Source organism: Sinomonas sp. T428B (genome assembly GCF_056780155.1).
The window spans coordinates 330,555-352,919 of record NZ_JBRAZR010000001.1; the positions used below are offsets into that span (position 1 = coordinate 330,555).

The 22,365-nt window shown below is 72.3% G+C and carries 22 protein-coding genes; 19 read left to right on the forward strand and 3 right to left on the reverse strand.

What is annotated here, in order from left to right; translation table 11 throughout:
- Nucleotides 1–71 precede the first annotated feature (71 nt).
- Nucleotides 72–908, forward strand: a complete 837-nt coding sequence (locus ACUYMY_RS01605) for an HAD family hydrolase (RefSeq protein ID WP_481701901.1) — start codon at nt 72–74, stop codon at nt 906–908.
- Nucleotides 909–1,002: 94 nt separating this feature from the next.
- On the opposite strand, the gene ACUYMY_RS01610 is transcribed toward ACUYMY_RS01605, so the two are convergent.
- Nucleotides 1,003–1,617 (reverse strand): RNA polymerase sigma factor, encoded by a 615-nt coding sequence (locus tag ACUYMY_RS01610; RefSeq protein ID WP_481701902.1) that lies wholly within the window; start codon nt 1,615–1,617, stop codon nt 1,003–1,005.
- A 149-nt stretch (nt 1,618–1,766) separates the two neighbouring features.
- Nucleotides 1,767–2,255: an inorganic diphosphatase gene (locus ACUYMY_RS01615; protein ID WP_481701903.1), complete on the reverse strand. Its 489-nt coding sequence runs from the start codon at nt 2,253–2,255 to the stop codon at nt 1,767–1,769.
- Between the two features lie 131 nt (nt 2,256–2,386).
- Between ACUYMY_RS01615 and dacB the strand changes: the two genes are divergently transcribed.
- The 14 genes from dacB to panC all read left to right on the forward strand — a co-directional run bounded on the left by dacB (nt 2,387) and on the right by panC (nt 16,240).
- Nucleotides 2,387–3,976 carry a D-alanyl-D-alanine carboxypeptidase/D-alanyl-D-alanine endopeptidase gene (gene dacB / locus ACUYMY_RS01620; RefSeq protein ID WP_481701904.1) on the forward strand — a complete coding sequence of 530 codons (1,590 nt, stop codon included), beginning with the start codon at nt 2,387–2,389 and terminating at the stop codon, nt 3,974–3,976.
- 65 nt (nt 3,977–4,041) lie between these two features.
- Nucleotides 4,042–5,148, forward strand: coding sequence for a zinc-dependent metalloprotease (locus tag ACUYMY_RS01625; RefSeq protein ID WP_481701905.1), 1,107 nt, complete (start codon nt 4,042–4,044; stop codon nt 5,146–5,148).
- A gap of 98 nt (nt 5,149–5,246) precedes the next feature.
- The gene (gene tilS, locus ACUYMY_RS01630) at nt 5,247–6,314 is read left to right on the forward strand and encodes a tRNA lysidine(34) synthetase TilS (RefSeq protein WP_481704926.1); all 1,068 of its coding nucleotides are present in this window, start codon (nt 5,247–5,249) and stop codon (nt 6,312–6,314) included.
- Between the two features lie 51 nt (nt 6,315–6,365).
- Nucleotides 6,366–6,917 carry a hypoxanthine phosphoribosyltransferase gene (gene hpt, locus ACUYMY_RS01635; RefSeq protein ID WP_481701906.1) on the forward strand — a complete coding sequence of 184 codons (552 nt, stop codon included), beginning with the start codon at nt 6,366–6,368 and terminating at the stop codon, nt 6,915–6,917.
- A 146-nt stretch (nt 6,918–7,063) separates the two neighbouring features.
- The gene (gene ftsH, locus ACUYMY_RS01640) at nt 7,064–9,100 is read left to right on the forward strand and encodes an ATP-dependent zinc metalloprotease FtsH (protein ID WP_481701907.1); all 2,037 of its coding nucleotides are present in this window, start codon (nt 7,064–7,066) and stop codon (nt 9,098–9,100) included.
- Between the two features lie 44 nt (nt 9,101–9,144).
- A complete protein-coding gene (folE, locus tag ACUYMY_RS01645; RefSeq protein WP_481701908.1) occupies nt 9,145–9,759 on the forward strand; it encodes a GTP cyclohydrolase I FolE in 615 nt (204 codons plus the stop codon).
- Nucleotides 9,760–9,767: 8 nt separating this feature from the next.
- The gene (gene folP / locus ACUYMY_RS01650) at nt 9,768–10,673 is read left to right on the forward strand and encodes a dihydropteroate synthase (protein ID WP_481704927.1); all 906 of its coding nucleotides are present in this window, start codon (nt 9,768–9,770) and stop codon (nt 10,671–10,673) included.
- Between the two features lie 9 nt (nt 10,674–10,682).
- A complete protein-coding gene (gene folB / locus ACUYMY_RS01655; RefSeq protein ID WP_481701909.1) occupies nt 10,683–11,078 on the forward strand; it encodes a dihydroneopterin aldolase in 396 nt (131 codons plus the stop codon).
- A gap of 1 nt (nt 11,079) precedes the next feature.
- Nucleotides 11,080–11,607 carry a 2-amino-4-hydroxy-6-hydroxymethyldihydropteridine diphosphokinase gene (folK, locus tag ACUYMY_RS01660; RefSeq protein ID WP_481701910.1) on the forward strand — a complete coding sequence of 176 codons (528 nt, stop codon included), beginning with the start codon at nt 11,080–11,082 and terminating at the stop codon, nt 11,605–11,607.
- Nucleotides 11,604–12,116, forward strand: a complete 513-nt coding sequence (locus ACUYMY_RS01665) for a DUF3180 domain-containing protein (RefSeq protein WP_481701911.1) — start codon at nt 11,604–11,606, stop codon at nt 12,114–12,116. The genes folK and ACUYMY_RS01665 overlap by 4 nt, the downstream gene beginning before the upstream one ends.
- On the forward strand, nt 12,109–12,627 hold the full coding sequence (locus ACUYMY_RS01670; RefSeq protein ID WP_481701912.1) for a PH domain-containing protein: 519 nt from the start codon (nt 12,109–12,111) through the stop codon (nt 12,625–12,627). The genes ACUYMY_RS01665 and ACUYMY_RS01670 overlap by 8 nt, the downstream gene beginning before the upstream one ends.
- On the forward strand, nt 12,624–14,309 hold the full coding sequence (locus ACUYMY_RS01675) for a PH domain-containing protein (RefSeq protein ID WP_481701913.1): 1,686 nt from the start codon (nt 12,624–12,626) through the stop codon (nt 14,307–14,309). Before ACUYMY_RS01670 ends, ACUYMY_RS01675 begins: the two co-directional genes overlap by 4 nt.
- Nucleotides 14,306–15,277, forward strand: a complete 972-nt coding sequence (locus tag ACUYMY_RS01680) for a Rossmann-like and DUF2520 domain-containing protein (protein WP_481701914.1) — start codon at nt 14,306–14,308, stop codon at nt 15,275–15,277. The genes ACUYMY_RS01675 and ACUYMY_RS01680 overlap by 4 nt, the downstream gene beginning before the upstream one ends.
- Complete coding sequence (panC, locus tag ACUYMY_RS01685; RefSeq protein WP_481701915.1) at nt 15,278–16,240, forward strand: pantoate--beta-alanine ligase; 963 nt, start codon at nt 15,278–15,280, stop codon at nt 16,238–16,240.
- 57 nt (nt 16,241–16,297) lie between these two features.
- Here panC and ACUYMY_RS01690 read toward each other — a convergent pair whose 3' ends face one another.
- Nucleotides 16,298–17,146, reverse strand: coding sequence for an alpha/beta fold hydrolase (locus ACUYMY_RS01690; protein ID WP_481701916.1), 849 nt, complete (start codon nt 17,144–17,146; stop codon nt 16,298–16,300).
- Nucleotides 17,147–17,304: 158 nt separating this feature from the next.
- Between ACUYMY_RS01690 and lysS the strand changes: the two genes are divergently transcribed.
- From lysS to ACUYMY_RS01710, 4 genes are all read left to right on the forward strand, one after another.
- Nucleotides 17,305–18,759, forward strand: coding sequence for a lysine--tRNA ligase (gene lysS, locus ACUYMY_RS01695; RefSeq protein WP_481704928.1), 1,455 nt, complete (start codon nt 17,305–17,307; stop codon nt 18,757–18,759).
- Complete coding sequence (locus ACUYMY_RS01700) at nt 18,759–18,899, forward strand: hypothetical protein (protein ID WP_481701917.1); 141 nt, start codon at nt 18,759–18,761, stop codon at nt 18,897–18,899. Before lysS ends, ACUYMY_RS01700 begins: the two co-directional genes overlap by 1 nt.
- Before the next feature lie 232 nt (nt 18,900–19,131).
- The gene (locus ACUYMY_RS01705) at nt 19,132–19,473 is read left to right on the forward strand and encodes a histone-like nucleoid-structuring protein Lsr2 (RefSeq protein ID WP_481701918.1); all 342 of its coding nucleotides are present in this window, start codon (nt 19,132–19,134) and stop codon (nt 19,471–19,473) included.
- A gap of 252 nt (nt 19,474–19,725) precedes the next feature.
- Complete coding sequence (locus ACUYMY_RS01710) at nt 19,726–22,245, forward strand: ATP-dependent Clp protease ATP-binding subunit (RefSeq protein WP_481701919.1); 2,520 nt, start codon at nt 19,726–19,728, stop codon at nt 22,243–22,245.
- Nucleotides 22,246–22,365 lie beyond the last annotated feature (120 nt).

Genomic DNA, 22,365 nt, shown 5'->3' on the forward strand with positions numbered 1-22,365 from the left:
CACCCCATGTTCACAGCCCGTGTGGCGGCCGTCCTACGGGCCTTCTGGGACCGGGTGGTCTACTATTGCCTATGACTACAACGCTGAATGCTGGCATCGAGGACCAGCTCAAGACGGTCAACCGCAAGTTCATCGGCCTCGACGTGGACGGAACCCTCGTCGACCACTACGGCCACATGTCCCCGGCCATCCGCGAGGTCGGCAACGCCGTCGTCGCCGCCGGCCACGAGGTGGTCGTGGCCACCGGGCGCTCGCTCGGAGCGACCCTGCCCATCGTCGAACTGCTCGGCATCGAGCACGGCTACGCCGTGTGCAGCAACGGCGGCGTGACCGTCCGGATCAACGCGGGCTGCAATGGCGGCTACGAGGTCGTCGACCGCCGCTCCTTCGACCCCGCGCCGGCCCTCAAGGCCCTCCGCCGCCGTCTGCCCAACGCGAAGTACGCCCTCGAGGACATCGATGGCAACTTCCTCTCGACCGAGCGCTTCCAGGATGCGAGCTTCGGCGTCGAGGCCACTGGCGTGACCTTCGACGAGCTGCTCGAGGCCACCGCCGTCCGCCTCGTCGTGTTCTCCACCGACTCCACCGCCGAGGAGTTCGGCGCCGCCGTCGAGTCGATCGGCCTCCACGGCGTGACCTACTCGGTCGGCTGGACCGCCTGGCTCGACATCGCCGCGCAGGGCGTCACGAAGGCCAGCGGGCTCGAGGCGCTGCGTTCCACGCTGGGCGTCGCGATCGAGGACACCGTCACGATCGGCGACGGCCGCAACGACATCGAGATGCTCCAGTGGGCCGGCCGGGGCGTCGCGATGGGCCAGGCCCCCGACGAGGTCAAGGCCGCCGCCGACGAGGTCACCGCCCCCGTCGAGGAGGACGGCGCCGCCGCGATCCTCCGCTCGCTCCTCTAGCCTTTCCCGCGCACGACGGCGGGCGCCCGCCACGCGCTGCCGCCTCGCCGCCGTCGTCGGCCAGACGCACGACGGCGCCCCCGCGCCATGCGGTTCACGCGCCGGCGGCGTCGAGCAGCCCCAGGAGCCGGGCGGCGGCCGGCCGGGCGGCGAGCTCCTCGTGCCAGTGCGCCCGCGAGATCGCCTTGGAGACGGCCTGCGCCGTGATCCCGAGCGCCTCGGCCACCGCCTTCTGCTGCCCGCGCACGCCAGGGGTGAGCAGCTCGAGGACCCGCCACTCCGCCGTCGTGCGCCGGGCCACCTCGAGCCCGAGCAGCCGCAGGACACCCTCCGCCTCGGCGGCGAGCTCCGGGTCGGGGCCGTCCACGGCGATCGCCGCCTCCTCGTGCGAGGACTGCGCGCGCTCGACGGCGCGGCGCGCGTACACGAGCCCCTGCCCGCGGACGTCGTCGAGGTCGGCGGGCAGCGGGGCGTCGAGGGGCCCGACGCCGATTCCGACGTTCCAGCGCACCCCGCCGCACGCGTCGGGCCGGAGGGCGGCCAAGGCGGCGTCGACAGCGGGCGCGGGCGCCGCGAAGACGCCCTGGGCCTCGTCGCCCACGGTCCTGGCGAACGGCACGTCGGGCCTGGCCCGGGCGAGGCCCTTGAGCAGCTCGGCCACGCGGTCCCCGGCGCCCCGGTCGCGCTGGTTGATCGTGACCGTGTACATGGGCGCCAGCCTAGCGGCGCCCACTCACGGATTGGCCGCTCAACGCGCGGGATACGACCCCTCAACACGCGAGAGGTGGCCACTCACCATGAATGGTTGAGTGGCCCCCTCTCGGCAGCTCAGTGGCCCTTGTCGACGGCCCCGAACAGTCAGTGGCCCTGGGCCTCGAAGCGCTTGATCGACGCCTCGAGCTCGGCCTCGGCCGCGGCGCGGTTGGCCCAGCCCTCGGCCTTGACCCACTTGCCCGGCTCGAGGTCCTTGTAGCGGGTGAAGAAGTGCTCGATCTCCTTGATGAGGAACTCGTTGACGTCCGAGACCTCCTGGATGTGGTCGAAGCGCGGGTCCGCCGGGACGCAGAGGACCTTGGCGTCCCCGCCGCCGTCGTCCGTCATGTTGAAGACGCCGATCGGGCGGGCCTCGACGATGACTCCCGGGTGGAGGTCGAAGTCCTGCAGGAGGACGAGCGCGTCGAGCGGGTCGCCGTCCTCGCCGAGGGTGTTCTCGAAGAACCCGTAGTGGGTCGGGTACTGCATTGCGGTGAAGAGCACGCGGTCCAGGCGGACGCGGCCGGTCTCGTGGTCGACCTCGTACTTGACCCGCGAGCCCTTGGGGATCTCGATGGTGACATCGTGCTTCATGGTGCTCCTTGGCTGGCAGCGTGATGGCAGGCCGCACCCGGGCCAGCGGGGGCACACGGCTGCGGCGACTACCATGAGGATATCTGCCCCGGGCCTTCGGATCCCCGTCGGGGCCTCCCCGACCCCCGAGGATGACATTGACGAGCGATGACGGCCGCCCCGCCCCGGGCGGCGCGGAGGGCCGCCCCGAGGCGGACGGCGCAAGCCGCGGTGCCGCCGGGCGCTTCCTGCGCGGCTTTCCCCTCGTCGTCGTCATCGCCGCCTCGCTCGTCCTCGCGCTCGGCGTCGCCGCCGCCCTGACCGCGACCGGCCTCGCGGGCGCCGCCCGCGGCCTCCTCCAGCCTGCCCCGACGCCGACGGGCACGACGCCGGCCTGGCTCGCCCCGCCGTCGTCCGCCCCGACGCTCGCCGGAGCCGCACCCCTCGCCGCCACCGCCCCCGCGCCGGCGCCGGCGGTGCTTTCCGCGCAGCTCGCGCCGATCCTCGCCCCGCTCGCTGCGCCGGAGGGCGCGTCCCTGGGCGCCGTCGTGCTCGACGGCGCGACCGGTGCGACCCTCTTCAGCCGGGACGGTGCCACCCCCCGCGTCCCCGCCTCGAACCTCAAGCTGCTCACCGCCGCGGCGGCGCTCACGACGCTCGGCCCCGACGCCGTCCTGCGCACACGCGTCGTCCGGGGGGAGGACCCGGGGACGGTCGTGCTCGTGGCCGGCGGCGACGTCCTCCTCGGCGCGGGGGAGTCCCAGCCGGTCGAGGTCCTCGGCCGGGCGGGCATGGCGACGCTCGCGGCGGCGACCGCTCAGGCGCTCACCGGAGGCACCGCAGGAACGGCCGGCCCGGCTGGCGCGGACGACGGCGCCGCCCCACCCGCCGCCTCGACCGTCAGCGTCCGCCTCGACGACTCGCTGTTCACCGGACCCGCCCTCAATCCGGCCTGGGCGTCCGAGGACGTCGCCGCCGGCGAGATGGCCCCGCTGCACGCGCTCGCGCTCAACGCCGGTCGCACAGCCCCGAACGCGCCGGCCCCCCGCCCCGCAGACGCGGGCCTCGACGCCGCCTCGGCGTTCCGGTCCGCGCTCGAGAAGGCCCTCGCCCCCGCCGGCATCCGGGTCGCGCCCGGCGTCGAGCGGGCCGCCGCGCCCGAGGACGGCGCGGAGGTCGCCGCCGTCGAGAGCGCCAGCGTGGCCGACCAGGTCGGCTACATGCTGCGCGAGTCGGACAACTACACCGCCGAGGCCCTCGCCCGCCTCGCCTCGGCCGCCGCGGGCGGCCCCGCGAGCAACGAGGGCGCGGTCCGGGCGCTGCGGGCGGCCGCGGAGCGCGTGCTCGGCTCGGCGAAGGGCCTCGTGCTCCAGGACGCCTCGGGCCTGGCCTCGGGCAACCGGGTGGGCCCCGAGACGCTCGCGGGAATCGTGCGCGAAATGGCCGTCGGGGAGGACGCGCGGCTGCGGCCCGCCCTCCAAGGGCTGCCCGTGGCCGGCCTGACCGGGACCCTCGGCAGCCGGTTCGGCACGGGCGCGACGGCGGCCGGGGCCGGCGTCGTGCGGGCCAAGACGGGCACGCTGCTCGCCGTCGTCGGGCTGACGGGCTACGCGGTCGACGCCGACGGGCGGCTCCTCGTCTTCTCCTTCGTCGCGAACGGCCTCACGGGTGACACGCGGGAGGCGGCCCTCGCCGCGATCGACGGCGCCGCGGCCCACCTCGCGGGATGCGGCTGCCGGTGAGGCTGAACGACGACTGCTGCCGCTGAGGCTCCATGGGTGTCGGCGGCGTGTGGTCTGATGGAGGCATGGATGCCTCGCAGATGGCCAGCCGACTCATCAACTGGGACCTCGCTGCAGCCACGGCGGCCCGCCTGTCCCCGCCCGGGCCGGCGCTATCCTTCGCCGAAGCGGCGGAGGCCGTCGCGAGCCTGCGCCGCCTCGCCGACGCGTCGGTTCCCCACGTCCACCGCATCACCGAGCTCGCGGTCGCCGAGGACCTGCGCGACTCCGAGGTCCTCGTCGTGGACAGGGCGGCCTGGGCCCGGGCGAACACGCGCGGCTTCGCCGTCATGATGGACCCGATCCTGACCCAGCTCGTCGCGAAGCGCGCGAGCGAGCTCACGCCTGCCGCGGCCCGCGTGGGCGGGGCGATCACGGGCGCCCAGCTCGGCGCCGTCCTCGCGTTCCTGTCCAACAAGGTCCTCGGCCAGTACGAGCCCTATGCCGCCCTCGCGCCCCGCTCGGGCATCTCGCCGGCCGGACGGCTCCTGCTCGTCGCCCCGAACATCGTCCAGATCGAGCGCGAGCTCGAGGTGGACCCTGAGGACTTCCGGATGTGGGTGTGCCTGCACGAGCAGACGCACCGCGTCCAGTTCGCCGCCGCGCCGTGGCTGCGCGACCACCTGCTCCAGCAGATCGCGCTGCTCTCCGAGAGCCTTGTCGCGAACATGGACTCCCTCATGGAGCGGGCCACCGCCGTCGCCAAGTCGCTCCGGGACAGGGCCGGCGGGACGGGGCAGATCCCGAGCCGGGGCGCCATCATCGACCTGCTGCAGGACCCGGTCGAGAAGGCCGCGATCTCCCACATCACTGCCGTCATGAGCCTGCTCGAGGGGCACGCGACGGTGGTCATGGACGCCGTCGACGCCTCCGTGGTCCCGACCGTCAAGACGATCCGCCAGCGCTACACCGCCCGGACGCAGAACCGCGGGCCGATCGAGACCTTCATCCGCCGCGTCCTCGGCCTCGAGGCCAAGATGCGCCAGTACACCGAGGGGGCGAAGTTCGTCACGGCCATCGTCGAGAAGGCCGGGATGGCGGGGTTCAACCGCGTGTGGGAGCGGGCGGAGAACCTGCCCACCGAGGAGGAGATCCACGCCCCCGAGCAGTGGGCCGCCCGGATGGGGCTGTGACCGGAGACGGCCCGCCCCGGCCCGGCGACCACCCCCGCGACAGGGCGACGCCTGCCCGGCGGCGGCTCCATCCCGCCGTAGGCCGGGCCCGCAACGCCGTGACCGCCGCGCTCGCGGAGGCCGGCTGGCCGCCGCGCGTCCTCGTCGCCTGCTCGGGCGGGCCAGACTCGCTCGCCCTCGCCGCCGCCGTCGCCCACTTCGCCCGGCGCGGCAGCGCGGCCGGCCACCCGCTCGAGGCCGGCGCCGTCGTCGTCGACCATGGCCTCCAGCCCGGCTCCGGCGAGGTCGCGCGCACGACGGCGGCCGCGCTGGCCGAGCTGGGCCTCGCACCGGTGCGGGTGGTCGCCGTCGAGGTCCGGCGGACGGGGGAGGGGCCCGAGGCGGCGGCCCGCGCGGCGCGGCACGAGGCCCTCGAGGCCGAAGCGGCGGCGTGGGGCGCGGGCGCGGTCCTGCTCGGCCACACCCTCGATGACCAGGCCGAACAGGTGCTCCTCGGCCTCGCGCGGGGCTCCGGGCCGCGGTCCCTCGCGGGGATGCGGCGCGTCCGCGGGATCCTCGTGCGCCCGTTCCTCGGCCTGCGCCGCGAGGACACGCTCGACGTGTGCGACGCCGAGGGCCTTTCGCCATGGTTCGACCCGACGAACGAGGACCCGGCCTTCATGCGCTCGCGCGTGCGCGTCGGCGTCATGCCGTTCCTCGAGGCGGAGCTCGGCCCGGGGGTCGCGGAGGGGCTCGCCCGGACGGCGTCGCTCCTGGCCGCCGACGCCGACCACCTCGACGCCGAGGCCCAGGAGGTCTACGCCTCGCTCGCCGAGATCAGGCCCGGCGGCGCCGAGGTGACCCCGGATCGCAGGGAGGTGACCCCGGATCGCAGGGAGGTGACCCCGCATCGCAGGGAGGGGGCGCGCGCCGTCGTGCTTCCCGGGCCGGCGCTCCGGGCGCTGCCCGACGCCCTGCGCGGCAGGGTCCTCGCGCTGGCCCTCACCGAGCTCGGCGGGCGGCCCACGTTCGAGCGCCTCGCGGCCCTCGAGGGGCTTCTGGACCGCCGCGGCTCGGCGGGGCCCGTGGAGCTGCCCGGGCACGTGCGGGCCTACCGGCAGCCGCGCAAGCGGGGTGCCCCGCCGGGGACGCCATACGGGGCGCTAGTCTTGGAGACGCACCGCTGATCCGAGCATCCCCCAAGTCTTCACACGCTCGACGAAACACAGGAGCCGCACGTGGAATCGACCGATGTCCAGGCTGACCTCAAGCACGTCCTCTACACGAAGGACCAGATCCAGAACCGCATCGCCGAGCTGGCCGCGGAGATCGACCGGGACTACGAGGGCCGCGACCTCCTGATCGTCGGCGTCCTCAAGGGCGCCGTCATGGTCATGGCGGACCTCGCCCGCGCCCTGCACAGCCACGTCACGATGGACTGGATGGCCGTGTCCTCGTACGGATCGGGCACGCAGTCCTCCGGCGTCGTGCGGATCCTCAAGGACCTCGACACGGACCTCATGGGCAAGCACGTCCTCATCGTCGAGGACATCATCGACTCGGGCCTGACCCTCTCGTGGCTCAAGACGAACCTCGAGTCCCGGGGCACGGCCTCGGTCGAAATCTGCACGGCCTTCCGCAAGCCGGACGCGGCGAAGGTCCAGATCGATGTCAAGTACGTGGGCTTCGACATTCCCAACGAGTTCGTCGTCGGCTACGGCCTCGACTACGCCGAGAAGTACCGCAACCTCGACTTCGTGGGCACCCTCGCGCCGCACGTCTACGAGTAGGCCGGCGGGCCCGCACCCGATCCTCGGGAACTTTTCTGTCCATCTGTGCGTGAACGGTTCCGAACGGTGGCATGCTGTGAAGGCACACGCCCAGTGCGTGCGTGAACCGGCGCTGGAGAGAAGGGACGGGGTTCGGCCCCGAATTCATGAAAGTCAAGAGCTTCGTCAAGGGTCCGGGGATCTGGATCGTCGTCGTGATCGTCCTGCTCCTGCTCGCCTTCGGGACGCTGGCGCCGGGCGGAAGCACGCGCGTGGACACGTCGGTGGGCATGCAGCTCCTCAAGGACAACAGGGTCGATCAGGCCAAGATCTTCAACGGCGAGGAGCGCGTGGACCTCGTCCTCAAGGACGACTACGTCCAGGACGGGCAGAACAAGGGCAAGAACGTCCAGTTCTACTTCATCACCCAGCGCGGTGACGACGTCATCAGGGCGGTCAACGACGCGAACCTCGCGAAGGGCTACACGGACCAGCCCGTCGAGAGCAACTGGTTCGGCTCGATCCTCTCGCTCCTCGTCCCCGTCCTGCTCCTGGGCGCAGTCTTCTGGTTCCTCCTCTCGCGCATGCAGGGCGGCGGCAGCCAGGTCATGAAGTTCGGCAAGTCCCGCGCCAAGATGATCACGAAGGACATGCCGCAGGTGACCTTCGCCGACGTCGCCGGCGCCGACGAGGCCGTCGAGGAGCTCCACGAGATCAAGGAGTTCCTCCAGGAGCCGGGCAAGTTCCAGGCGGTCGGGGCCAAGATCCCCAAGGGCGTGCTGCTCTATGGCCCCCCGGGCACCGGCAAGACGCTGCTCGCGCGCGCCGTCGCTGGCGAGGCGGGTGTGCCGTTCTTCTCGATCTCCGGCTCCGACTTCGTCGAGATGTTCGTCGGCGTCGGCGCGTCCCGCGTGCGCGACCTCTTCGAGCAGGCCAAGTCCAACGCCCCGGCGATCGTCTTCGTCGACGAGATCGACGCCGTCGGCCGCCACCGCGGCGCCGGCATCGGCGGCGGCAACGACGAGCGCGAGCAGACCCTCAACCAGCTCCTTGTCGAGATGGACGGCTTCGACCCGAAGACCAACGTCATCCTCATCGCGGCCACCAACCGGCCCGACGTGCTCGACCCGGCGCTCCTGCGCCCGGGCCGCTTCGACCGCCAGATCCCGGTCGAGGCGCCGGACCTCGTGGGCCGCGAGCAGATCCTCTCCGTGCACGCCAAGGGCAAGCCGATGGCCGGCAGCGTGGACCTCAAGGCCGTCGCGAAGAAGACCCCCGGCTACACCGGCGCCGACCTCGCGAACGTCCTCAACGAGGCCGCCCTGCTCACGGCCCGCTCCAACGCGCAGCTCATCGACGACCGCGCGCTGGACGAGGCGATCGACCGTGTCATGGCCGGCCCGCAGAAGCGCAGCCGCGTCATGAAGGACCTCGAGCGCAAGATCACGGCCTACCACGAGGGCGGCCACGCGCTCGTCGCGGCGGCCCTGCGCAACTCGGCGCCGGTCACGAAGATCACGATCCTCCCGCGCGGCCGCGCCCTCGGCTACACCATGGTGGTGCCCGAGGAGGACAAGTACTCGGTGACCCGCAACGAACTCCTCGACCAGCTGGCCTACGCGATGGGCGGGCGCGTCGCCGAGGAGATCGTCTTCCACGACCCGTCCACGGGCGCCTCGAACGACATCGAGAAGGCCACCTCCACGGCGCGGAAGATGGTCACGCAGTACGGCATGAGCGAGCGCGTGGGCGCCGTGAAGCTCGGCCAGGGCGGCGGGGAGCCGTTCCTCGGCCGCGACGCCGCGCACGAGCGGAACTACTCCGACCAGGTGGCCTACGTCGTCGACGAGGAAGTTCGCCGCCTCATGGACCAGGCGCACGACGAGGCGTACGCGATCCTCACCGAGAACCGCGACGTCCTGGACCGGCTGGCCCTCGCCCTGCTCGAGCACGAGACCCTGAACCAGCGGGAGATCGCCGAGATCTTCGCCGACATCCGCCGGCGCGACTTCCGCGAGGTGTGGCTCTCCAAGGAGTCCCGCCCCGTCCAGGACCTCCCCCCGGTCGAGACCGAGGCGGAGCGCAAGGCGCGCGAGAACCAGGAGGAGGCGGCCAACGCCCGCCGCGAGGAGCCGCTCGACGTCGGCCAGGCCCACCACCCGCACGGGGAGCAGGAGTACGCCCAGGAGCCTGGGGACGTGTGACGCGGGCCGCAAGCCCCGTCCCGAACCCCAGCTAGGATCGATCCGTGACCCATATTGACGACGACGACGTGCTCGAGCTGCCGGCGGAGGCTACGGGCGTGGATTTGGCGCGCATCGAGGCGGCCGTGCGCGAGATCCTGCTCGCGGTCGGGGAGGACCCCGACCGGAGCGGACTCCTGGACACCCCCAAGCGCGTGGCCAAGGCCTACGCCGAGACCTTCTCCGGCCTCCACCAGGACCCGGAGGACGTGCTGGGGGTGACCTTCGACCTCGACCACGAGGAGCTCGTGCTCGTCAAGGACATCCCGTTCTACTCGACGTGCGAGCACCACCTCGTGCCGTTCCACGGCGTCGCGCACGTCGGGTACATCCCCTCCCATGACGGGCGGGTGACCGGTCTGAGCAAGCTCGCGCGGCTCGTGGACATCTTCGCCCGCCGCCCGCAGGTCCAGGAACGCCTCACGACCCAGGTGGCGGACGCCCTCGTCCACCACCTCAAGCCGCGCGGCGTGATCGTCGTCATCAGCTGCGAGCACATGTGCATGTCCATGCGCGGTGTCCGCAAGCCGGGGGCGCACACGGTCACCAGCGCCGTCCGCGGCCAGCTCCACGACCCAGCAACCCGCGCCGAAGCCATGAGCCTCATTCTCGGAAGGTGACTACGATGATGGACTCGCTCGCAGCAGCGCCCGGAACCGGGCCCAACACGTCTCCCCTCCCCGTCCTGCGCAAGCCGCGCCCCAAGGCGACCTTCGACGGGCTCCCCCGGGAGCGCGCCGTCGTCATGGGGATCCTCAACGTCACGCCGGATTCCTTCAGCGACGGCGGCGCCCACGCGACCGCGGACACGGCCATCGCGGCGGGCCTGCGCCTGTTCTACGCGGGGGCGGACATCATCGACGTCGGCGGAGAGTCCACGCGTCCTGGCTCCGACGAGGTGCCCGAGGACGAGGAGCAGCGCCGGATCCTGCCCGTCGTCGCGGCCCTCGTGAAGGCCGGTGCCCTCGTCTCGGTGGACACACGCCGCGCCTCCACCGCCGAGAAGGCCCTCGAGGCCGGCGCCACGATCATCAACGACGTCTCGGGGAAGCTCGTCTCCGACGAGATGGTCCGCGTCGTCGCCGAGCGCGGCGCCTACTACGTCCTCATGCACAACCGCGGCGACTCCAAGACCATGGGCTCGCTCGCCACGTACGGCAACGTCGTCGAGGACGTCCTCGCCGAGACGCTCGCCGTGCGCGACCGCCTCCGCGCGGGCGGGGTCACGGACGAGAAGCTCATCCTCGACCCCGGCCTCGGCTTCGCTAAGGACGGCGAGCAGAACTGGGAGCTCCTGCGCGGCCTCGGCCGCTTCACGGCCCAGGGCCACCGCGTGCTCGTCGGCGCGTCCCGCAAGCGCTTCCTCGGCGAGCTCCTGACCTCCGGCGGCAAGGCCGCCCCGCCGCAGCAGCGGGACGCGGCCACCGCCGCGATCAGCGCGCTCGCCGCGGCCGCGGGCGCATGGGGCGTGCGCGTGCACGACGTCGCCGGGAACCTCGACGCCGTCAAGGTCGCCGCCAAGGCGAAGGCCTAGGGGGCGCCGGTGGGCAGCGGTTCGCCGGGACGGCGCCCGGACCTCATCACGCTCACGGGCGTGAGCGCCGTCGGGCACCACGGGGTGCTGGACTTCGAGCGCCGCGACGGGCAGCCGTTCGTCGTCGACGCCGTCCTCCACTCCGACTTCTCCACGGCGGCCGGCACTGACGACATCGGCAGCACCGCGAGCTACGCGGAGGTGGCCGAGCGCATCGTCGAGATCGTCGGCGGCGAGCCCGTGGACCTCATTGAGACCCTCGCCGTGCGGCTGGCCGAGGCCGTCCTCGCCGAGTTCCCGGTCGAGGGGGTCGAGATCACGGTGCACAAGCCGAGGGCGCCGATCTCTGTGCCCTTCGACGACGTCTCGGTGACGGTCTTCCGGGAGCGGGGCCGGGGGGACTGAGATGAACTCGACGCGTCATGACTGGGTGCGATCCGTCCTCGCCCTCGGCAGCAATCTCGGCGCGCGCGCCGAGACCCTCGCCGAGGCCACCGCGGACCTCGTCGACCGTCCCGAGGTCCGCCTCGTGGACGTCTCGCCCGTGATCCGGACCAAGCCCGTCGGCGGTCCCGAGGGCCAGCCGGACTTCCTCAACATGGTCATGATCGTCGAGACCACCCTCGGCCCCTACGAGCTGCTCGAGCACTGCCACGCCGTCGAGGCCAAGCACCACCGCACGCGCGAGGTGCGCTGGGGCCCGCGCACGCTCGACGTCGACATCATCACGTACGGCGACCTCGAGCTCGACGACCCCGACCTGACCATCCCGCACCCTCGGGCCGCCGAGCGGGCGTTCGTGCTGTTCCCGTGGCTCGTGATCGAGCCGCTCGCGGTGCTCGAGGGGCACCCTGTGGTCGAGCTGCTCGAATACTGCTCGGACGCGGACGGGATCGAGGACTTCGACATGCTCCTGGACCAGGAGCCGCAGTGAAGCCGCTCAAGCCGTGGGTCCTGGGGGTCATCGTCGTCGTGCTCGGCCTCGTCGGCATGGGCGCGACCGTCGTGACCGAGCGCGCCTCCGCGCCGACCGCCGTCCTGCCCCTGAGCGCGCTCGGGTCCATGGCGTTCATCGGCGTCATGACCCTGGCCCTGGGGATCCGGGTCCTCCGCTGGCGCAACGGCAAGCGCACGCACATGCTCGACCCGATCTTCGCCGCGCGCACCCTCGTCCTCGCGCACGCGTGCGCCTACGCCGGGGCCGTCCTGCTCGGCTGGCACGCCGGCGTCATCGCCGACCAGATCCCGTTCCTGGCCGCGCGGGCCGGCAACCCAGTGCTCCGCCAGGCCTTCGGCATGATGGCCGGGGGCATCGCCATGATCGCGATCGGCTTCATCGTCGAGCGCTTCTGCCGCATCCCCCCGGAGGAAGGCGAGGAGGCCGAGGGCACGCCCGACGGGCCCGGCCGCCGCGCCCCGGACACGGAGGGCGGGCTTGCCTAGCAGGGCCGTGGACCCCGAGGGGGTCGAGTGGCGGCGGCTCTCGCCCCGCTACCTCACCCTGCGCCTCGTCTCGGGAGCGATCGGGACCGTCGTGTGGACGGCGATCGCGTGCCTGCCGCTCGGCGCCCGCAGCATCGGGCTCCTGGCGTTCGCGGCGCTCCCGGCGTGGTTCGCCGTCGGCCTCCCCGCCGCCGTCGCGGCGCTCAATCTCACGCTCCTGGTCCTCACCCCGCGGCGCGTCAGGGCCATGGGCTACGCCGAGCGCGCCGACGACCTGCTCGTCCGCTCCGGCCTCCTCGTGCGGCGCGTGAGCGTCGTGCCGTACGGGCGCATGCAGTACGTGGACGTCACTGTGGGGCCGCTCGAGGGCGCCCTCGGCCTCGCGACCGTGCGCCTGCACACCGCGGCTGCCGCGACCCAGGCCTCGATCCCGGGCCTCCCCGAGGCCGAGGCCGCGCGGCTGCGCGAGCAGCTGAGCGCCCGCGGCGAGGCGCGCCTGGCGGGCCTGTGAGCGGGCAGCCCGGGGACGCGGCGCCGGGCCCGGCCGGCGTGCCCGAGCCCGCGGCGCCCGGCGTGCCCGACGCGACGCACGACGGCGCGTGGCGGCGTGTGCACCCGCTCTCGCCGTTCGTGCGGGGCTGGATCCTGCTCCTCGCGCTCTTCCTCGGGATCGGCCGGGACTGGTTCGAGGCGGTCCTGAGCGGGCGCCCGGCCCAGGGCTGGTGGGAGCGCGTGCCCGTTCCCCTGCTCGGCGCGGCGGGGGCCGCCGTCGTCGTGCTCGTCGGCGGCGGCTTTCTGCTCTCGTGGTGGACCACGCGCTTCCAGGTCGGCCACGACACGGTGCGTGTGCGCACGGGGATCGTCTTCCGGCAGCACCGCCAGGCACGGCTCGACCGCGTCCAGGCCGTGGACCTCGCCCAGCCCCTCCTGGCGCGGCTCTTCGGCCTCGCCGAGCTGCGGATCGAGGTGGCCGACGCCGACGAGAGCGCCCTGCGGCTCGCGTTCCTCCGCCTCCCCGAGGCCGAGCAGCTGCGCGAGACCGTCATGGCCGCCGCCGCGCGGGCGAGGCGACGCGCGCCAGGCGCCCCCGCCTCGGCCGCACCGGTCCCCGGCCCTCCGGGTGCGCCCCTTTCCGGCGCACCCGTGCCCGGCGCCGGGGTCCCCGGCCAGGCCGCCTCAGGCACCCCCGCGGCGGACCGCGACGAGACCCTCGTCGTCGCCGTGCCCGTCGCACGAGTGCTCGCCTCGACTGCCCTGACCAGCGGCGTCGTCGGCTCGGCCGTCGCCGCGGTCGCGGCAGGCATCGCCCAGGCGATGACCGGAGTCCCGTTCGTCCCGGTCATGATCGTCCCGGCGGCCCTCGCGGCCGTCGCCTCCGCATGGGGACGCGTGAACGAGTCGTGGCACTTCCGCGTCCTCGCCACCGGCGAGGGGCTGCGCCTCCGCTACGGCCTGCTCGAGGCCCGCAGCCAGACGGTCCCCGCGGGACGCATCCAGGCGATCAGCATCCGCCAGCCCCTCCTGTGGCGGCCGGCCGGCTGGTGGAGCGTGCGCGTCAACGTCGCCGGCTACGGCGGGGCCTCGCGGCAGGCGCAGGGCAAGTCGGTGGTCCTGCCCGCCGGCGGGGCCGAGGACGTGTTCAAGGTGCTCGGCCTCGTCCTGCCCGATCCCGGGACCGACGGCGAGTCCGCCCGGGACGTCGTCCTCGCGGGGCTCGCCGGCTCCGGGCCCGCGCACGGGTTCACGACGCCGCCGCCCGCCGCCCGCTGGCTCGATCCGCTCGCCTGGCGGCGCACGGGCGTCCGCGCGACGCGCACCGCCCTCCTGTGCCGCAGCGGCGTTCTCGCCCGCGAGCTGTCCCTCGTCCCGCACGAGCGCACCCAGTCGCTCGCCCTGCGGCAGGGCCCGCTCGAGCGCAGCCTCGGCCTCGCCGGCGTCGAGCTGCACTCGACGCCGGGCCCCGTCCGGCCGTCGGTTCGGCACCTGTCCGTCGAGGCCGCCGAGCGGCTCTTCGCCGAGCAGGCCGCCCGGGCCGCGGCAGCGCGCCGTCGTCCGCTGGCCCAGCCTCCGGCCCCGTCGAACCCCGGCGAGCTGGCACCCGACCAGCGTGAATTCTTTCCGCCGGCGGCCGGCCCTGCACCCCAGAGCCCGACCCCCGACAGCCCAGCCCCCCACGAAGGAGAGCGACCATGAGCACCCCCGCCGGACCCGACGGCACCCACCGCGGACCGCGCAGGCCCGGCCGGCTGGGCATCGGCGTGATCGGCGCGGGGAAGGTCGGCGCCGTCCTCGGGGCGGCGCTGCGGGCGGCGGAGCACGCGATCGTGGGCGTCTCGGCGGTCTCTGAGGCGAGCCGCGAGAGGGCCGAGCTCCTGCTCCCCGGGGTCCCGGTCCTCGAGATCCCCCAGATCGTCGAGCGGTCGGAGCTCGTGCTCCTTGCCGTCCCGGACGACGCGCTGGGCCCCCTCGTCGAGGGCCTCGCGACGCTCGGCGCGTGGCAGCCGGGGCAGCTCGTCGTGCACACGTCGGGCCGGCACGGCGTCGGGATCCTCGCCCCGGCCCGGGCCGCGGGCGCGATCCCGCTCGCGATCCACCCGGCCATGACCTTCACCGGCCTGAGCCTGGACCTCGGCAGGCTCCCCGACTGCTGCTTCGGCGTCACCGCGGACCCGGCCATGCTGCCCATCGCGCAGGCGCTCGTCGTGGAGATGGGCGCCGAGCCGGTGGTCGTGGCGGAGGCCGACCGGGTCGTCTACCACGCGGCCCTCGCGCACGGCTCGAACCACCTCGTGACGCTCGCGTCCCAGGCCGCCGAGGTGCTGGGCCGGATCGGGATCGAGAGCCCCGCCGCGGTCCTCGGCCCGCTCCTGCGCGCGTCCCTCGACAACGCGCTCTCGGCGGGGGAGAGCGCCCTCACGGGCCCAGTGGCGCGCGGGGACGTCGGTACCGTCGAGGCGCACGTGGAGGCGCTCGCCGAGCTCGAGGACGCCGGCGGCGCCGCGGATATCCTTGACGCGTACCGCGCGATGGCCCGGGCCACGGCCGTGCGCTCGGAGCGCCGGCGCCTGTGGCCCGCCGACGTGCGTGCCCAGCTCGAGCGGGCGCTCGGGCCGGGCCGGGGCCCCGAGGAGGCCCCCCGCGACGCAGGAGGAGACCGCTAGATGCCCACGCAGCCCACGCCCACCCGGCCCGCCCAGCCCGTCCGGCCGATTCAGATCGTGCACACCCGCGGGGAGCTGCGCGAGCACACAGCTCGGCTGCTCGCCGAGAGGGCCCGCGCCGGGGCCGGCGGGGCGGCGCCGTCGCTCGGGCTCGTCCCGACGATGGGCGCGCTGCACGAGGGCCATCGGGCGCTCGCCGACGCCGCGGTCGCGCAGGACGACGTCGTCGTCGCGAGCGTCTTCGTCAACCCGCTCCAGTTCGGCGACCAGGCCGATCTCGACCGCTACCCGCGCACCCTCGAGGCGGATGCCGCGCTCCTCGAGGAGGCCGGCGTCGACCTCGTCTTCGCGCCCGACATCGAGGAGATGTACCCGGGCGGGCAGCCCGAGGTCCGGGTCACCGCGGGCCCGCTCGCCGGGAAGTGGGAAGGCGCGTCCCGGCCCGGGCACTTCGACGGCGTGTGCACGGTCGTGTCCAAGCTCTTCCACCTCGCCCTTCCCGGAGGCTTCGAGGGGCGCCGGGCGGGGTACCGGGCGTACTTCGGGCAGAAGGACGCCCAGCAGGTCGCCGTCGTGCGGCGCATGGTCCGGGACCTGGACTTCCCCGTCGAGGTCGTCGCCGTCCCGACCGTCCGCGCCGAGGACGGGCTGGCCCTCTCGAGCCGCAACCGCTTCCTGTCCGCCGAGGAGCGCGAGGCCGCCCTCGTCCTGTCCCGGGCGCTGCGGCTCCTCGTCGAGCGGGCCGCGGCCCGGGAGCCGCTCCTGCCGGACGACGCCGAGGCCCTCGTCCGCTCGCAGCCGCTCGTCGAGCTGGACTACCTCGACGTCGTGGACCAGGACACCCTCGAGCCGCTGGCCTTCAACTGCCGCGAGACGCCGTTCACGGGGGAGGCCCTCGCGATCGTCGCAGCCAAGGTCGGCCCAGTGCGGCTCATCGACAACATGCCCCTCGCCGCGCGGTAGCCGCCGAGGTGGGGTCTCGGGACCCCATCTCGGCGTCCTAGACCCCCATCCGGCGGGTCAGCTCCTGAAGAAGTCCGCCAGGCGGTCGATGAGGGCCTTCGCCGGGCGCGTGGGGGCGTCATGGGCGAGCTTGGGCAGGACGTCGAAGTCCGAGGCGGGCAGCACGCCGTCGAGCTTCTGCGACGCCTCGGCGAAGTACTCGGGGCTCGCCCCGCCCACGAGGAACAGGGACTCTAGGGGCAGCTCGTCGAAGCCGCGCGCCTCGGCGTCGGCGTCCACGACCGCGCGGATCTCCTTCGGGCCCGTGGGCAGGAGCCGCGAGAGCTCCTTGCCCAGCGGCGTGCGGCTGCCGATCCGGTTGAGCACCGTGAGGATCGGCAGGGGGAGCTTGGCGACCGGCCCGGCCGTCTGGAGCCCGCGCAGGAGCACGGCGAGGGCCTTGTCCTCGTCGTGTGCGGCGAGGGACTCCTCGAACTCCTTGAGCCAGGCCGCCTTGATGCTGCCCTCGAACGAGATGATCGGGTCGTACACCGCGAGCTGGCTGATCTCGAGCGCGCGGCCCGCGTGCAGCGCGATGCACCCGCCGTAGTTGTGCCCGAAGACGGCCTGGGTCCCGGTGTGCTCGAGAATGGCGCCGAGGTCCGCGATCTCGGTCGCGAGCGAGTAGTCCGCAGGCTGCGGCGACGAGCCCCCGCGGCCCCGCCGGTTGTAGACGTGGACGGGGGCGTGCACGGCCTCGGAGAGCCGCTGCGAGAACTCCTTGTAGAGCTCCGCCGTCACCATGGACCCGTGGACGACGACGACGCCCGCCTCCGTGGCGTCCTTGCCGTTGGGCGCGGTGAAGAGCTCGAGGACGGCACCGTCCGGCGTTTTCACGGTCGAGGCTGAGAGCTGGGTGACGGCCATGCACCGAGCCTAGCTGCATTCCGCCCGGGGCCCCACGCATCGCGCGGAGCGGGCCGCCGGTGGCCCGCAGGCCGGCCATTCTGGCGGCCCAGAGGGCTGGCTTAGAATGGAAGACTGTGACTGCAGAGAATCTCGAGCCCGCCGACGCCAGCGAACAGATGCACATCCGCCGGGACAAGCGGGAGAAGCTTCTCGCCAACGGCGAACAGCCGTACCCGGTCAAGCTCCCGCGCACGCACTCGCTCGCGGAGGTCCGTGCAAAGTACCCCGAGCTCGAGCCGGACACGGCCACCGGGGAGACCGTCGGCGTCGCCGGCCGCGTCGTGTTCATCCGCAACACCGGCAAGCTCTGCTTCGCGACCCTCCAGGAGGGCGACGGCACGCGCCTGCAGGCCATGCTCTCGCTCGCGAACGTAGGAGAGGAGCGGCTCGCGGACTGGAAGTCCCTCGTGGACCTCGGCGACCACGTCTTCGTCACGGGCGAGGTCATCTCCTCCCGCCGCGGCGAGCTCTCGGTCATGGTCGACTCATGGCAGATGGCCTCCAAGGCCCTGCGCCCGCTGCCGACCCTGCATGCGGGCCTCAACGAGGAGACCCGCGTGCGCCAGCGCTACGTGGACCTCCTCGTGCGCGAGGAGGCCCGGCAGATGGTCTACACGCGCTCGAAGGTCACGAAGGCCGTCCGCGACACGCTCGACGCGCACGGCTACGTCGAGGTCGAGACCCCGATGCTCAACCTCATCCACGGCGGCGCGACGGCCCGTCCGTTCCAGACGCACCTCAACGCCTTCGACCAGGGCATGACCCTGCGTATCGCCACCGAGCTCTACCTCAAGCGCGCCGTCGTCGGCGGGATCGAGCGGGTCTACGAGATCGGCCGCGTGTTCCGCAACGAGGGCGTCGACTCGACGCACAGCCCCGAGTTCACGACCCTCGAGTGCTACGAGGCCTACGCGGACCAGTTCACGATGGCCGAGCGGATGAAGGAGATCATCCTCAACGTCGCCGACGTCGTCGGCACGCGCCAGATCGAGACCGAGGCCGGGACGATCGACCTCGACGGCGAGTGGAAGTGGGTGGGCGTCTACCCCGGCCTGTCCGAGGCCGTGGGGGAGGAGATCACCCCCGACACGCCGCTCGAGCGCCTGCTCGAGATCGGCGACGCGCACGGCGTCAAGACCGATGCGCTCTGGACCCAGGAGAAGGCAGTCGTCGAGCTCTTCGGCGAGATCGTCGAGCCGACCCTGCTCAACCCGACCTTCGTCTACGACTACCCGCCCTCGGCCCAGCCGCTCGCGCGCCCGCACCGCGAGGACCCCCGCCTCATCGAGGCCTGGGACCTCATCATCGGCGGGATGGAGCGCGGCACGGCCTTCTCCGAGCTCATCGACCCGGTGATCCAGCGCGAGCGGCTCACGGAGCAGTCGCGGCTCGCGGCGGAGGGCGACGACGAGGCCATGCAGCTCGACGAGGACTTCCTGCGCGCCCTCGAGTACGGCGCCCCGCCCATGGGCGGGATCGGACTGGGCATCGACCGCCTCGTGATGCTCTTCACCCAGGCCGGCATCCGCGAGACGATCCTCTTCCCCCTGCTCAAGCCCGAGGCAAACTGATGGAATACATCCTGGTCCTACTCCCCTCGGCCGTCGTCGGCGCCATTTTCTGGTTTGTCATGAGGGCCATCTTCAACGCCGACAAGGCCGAGCGGGAGGCCCTCGCTCAGGCCGAGCGGGAATCGCACGATAACGATTGAGCCCAATTGATCTCTATTTCCCCAGTGCGGGTGTGTTCTTTTTGACGCATGCCCTTTAGCGGCGACATAATGAACATGTTCGGCAAACGGCCGTACTTTCATGCCTAGATCGTGCGCCAGTTCCCCGTGAACTCATCGCATGAAGGCGGCATGCGAACACGGCCAGGGGCAGCCGAGTGCTTGAACTGTTAATTGCCTACCCCCAGCACTGACAGGGAAGAGAACCCCAACCATGGCACAGAAGGTCAAGATCATCCTCGTGGACGACGTCGACGGCGGTTCCGCCGAGGAGACAGTCCGCTTCGGGCTCGACGGGACGAACTACGAGATCGATCTTTCCGCGGCAAACGCCGCCAAGCTCCGTGACTCGCTCTCGGACTACATTTCGGCCGGACGGAAGGCGTCCACGGGACGTTCGGCCGCTGCCCCGAAGGCCCGCGCGGGCGGTTCTTCTTCGCGCAATTCCGATTCCGCGAAGATCCGCCAGTGGGCCCGAGACAATGGCTACAACGTGAATGCGCGTGGCCGTATCCAGGCAGAGATCCAGGAGGCCTACCACAAGGCCAACGGCTGATCCAGTCAAAGGCATTTGAGCGGGATTCCATGGGGGATCTCCCGTTTCGAGAGCGGACTTTCCCGCAGCCTCACGCCACAGCCGAATGAATCGACGGCGAGGCACGCCAGAAGGCGACACGGACGACGGCGCGCAGCACGCGCCGTCGTCCGCCGTTCACCCTGTGGCGAACAGCCCTCGGCCGGAGGGCAACCGGCACGTAGCATCGAACTACGCACAACCGCACCCAAGCTAAACCGGGGAGTTCGAGCAATGTTCGAGAGATTCACAGACCGCGCCCGCCGCGTGGTCGTGCTGGCCCAAGAAGAGGCCCGCATGCTCAACCACAACTACATCGGTACCGAGCACATCCTCCTGGGCCTGATCCATGAGGGTGAAGGGGTCGCGGCCAAGGCACTCGAATCCCTGAGCATCTCGCTGGACGGCGTCCGCGAGCAGGTGCAGGAGATCATCGGCCAGGGCCAGCAGGCTCCGAGCGGGCACATCCCGTTCACGCCGCGGGCCAAGAAGGTCCTCGAGCTCTCCCTGCGCGAGGCGCTCCAGCTCGGCCACAACTACATCGGCACGGAGCACATCCTCCTCGGCCTCATCCGCGAGGGCGAGGGCGTCGCCGCCCAGGTGCTCGTCAAGCTCGGCGCCGATCTCAACCGCGTCCGCCAGCAGGTCATCCAGCTGCTCTCCGGCTACCAGGGCAAGGAGCAGGCGTCGGCGGGCTCGAGCGCGGGCCAGCCCGAGGGCACCCCGGCCGGCTCGGTCGTGCTCGACCAGTTCGGCCGCAACCTCACCCAGGCCGCGCGCGAGAACAAGCTCGACCCGGTGATCGGGCGCGAGCACGAGATGGAACGCGTCATGCAGGTCCTCTCGCGCCGCACCAAGAACAACCCCGTCCTCATCGGCGAGCCCGGCGTCGGCAAGACCGCCGTCGTCGAGGGCCTGGCCCAGGCGATCGTGCGCGGCGACGTGCCCGAGACGATCAAGGACAAGCAGCTCTACACCCTCGACCTCGGCTCCCTCGTGGCCGGCTCCCGCTACCGCGGCGACTTCGAGGAGCGCCTGAAGAAGGTCCTCAAGGAGATCCGCACCCGCGGCGACATCATCCTGTTCATCGACGAGATCCACACCCTCGTCGGGGCGGGCGCCGCCGAGGGCGCGATCGACGCCGCGAGCATCCTCAAGCCGATGCTCGCCCGCGGCGAGCTCCAGACCATCGGCGCGACCACGCTCGACGAGTACCGCAAGCACATCGAGAAGGACGCCGCGCTCGAGCGCCGCTTCCAGCCGATCCAGGTCTCGGAGCCGAACGTGGCCCTCGCGATCGAGATCCTCAAGGGCCTGCGCGACCGCTACGAGGCGCACCACCGCGTGACGATCACCGACGGCGCCCTCGCCGCCGCGGCGAACCTCGCCGAGCGGTACATCTCCGACCGGTTCCTGCCGGACAAGGCGATCGACCTCATCGACGAGGCGGGCGCGCGCCTGCGCATCCGCCGCATGACGGCGCCGCCGGAGCTCAAGGAGCTCGACGAGCGGATCGCCGGACTCAAGCTCGAGAAGGAGTCCGCGATAGACGCGCAGGACTTCGAGGGCGCCGCCTCGCTGCGCGACAAGGAGCAGAAGCTCATCGCGGAGCGCGCCGAGCGCGAGCGGGCCTGGAAGTCCGGCGACATGGACGGCATCGCCGAGGTGGACGAGGACCTGATCGCCGAGGTGCTCGCGAATTCGACCGGCATCCCGGTGTTCAAGCTCACCGAGGAGGAGTCGAGCCGCCTGCTCCACATGGAGGCCGAGCTGCACAAGCGGGTCGTCGGCCAGGACGACGCCATCAAGGCGCTGTCCCGGTCCATCCGCCGCACGCGCGCGGGCCTCAAGGACCCCAAGCGCCCGGGCGGGTCGTTCATCTTCGCCGGCCCGACCGGCGTCGGCAAGACCGAGCTCGCCAAGGCCCTCGCGGAGTTCCTGTTCGGCGAGGAGGATGCGCTCATCACCCTCGACATGTCCGAGTTCTCCGAGAAGCACACGGTCTCGCGGCTCTTCGGCGCCCCTCCGGGCTACGTGGGCTACGAGGAGGGCGGCCAGCTCACCGAGAAGGTCCGCCGCCGCCCGTTCTCCGTGGTGCTGTTCGACGAGGTGGAGAAGGCCCACGCGGACCTCTTCAACTCGCTCCTGCAGATCCTCGAGGACGGCCGCCTCACGGACTCCCAGGGCCGGGTCGTGGACTTCAAGAACACCGTGATCATCATGACCACGAACCTCGGCACGCGGGACATCTCGAAGGGCGTCATGACGGGCTTCCAGTCCGGCACGGACACCAAGACCGGCTACGAGCGGATGAAGGCGCGCGTGACGGAGGAGCTCAAGCAGCACTTCCGCCCCGAGTTCCTCAACCGCGTGGACGATGTCGTGGTGTTCCCGCAGCTGACGCAGGAGGAGATCATCGAGATCGTCGACCTCATGATCGCCCGCCTCGAGCAGCGCCTCAAGGACAAGGACATGGGCATCGAGCTCACGCCGTCGGCCAAGGTCCTGCTCGCGACGCGCGGCTACGACCCGGCCATGGGCGCCCGCCCGCTGCGCCGTACGATCCAGTCGCAGATCGAGGACCAGCTCTCCGAGAAGATCCTCTTCGGCGACCTGTCCGCTGGCGACATCGTCGTGGTGGACACCGAGGGCGAGGGCGACGAGGCGAAGTTCACCTTCACCGGTACCCCACGCCCGCAGGTCCCCGAGGTCGTCTCCCTGGCCAAGGGCAGCGGCAAGGAGCTCGGCGCCTAGCGCTGGAGCCGGCACGGCAACGCGCACGACGGCGGCCCCCCACCCGATGCGGGTGGGGGGCCTTCGCGTTGCCCCACCATGGTTTATCCATTCTCTAGACAAACTGTGGAACTGAGCGTA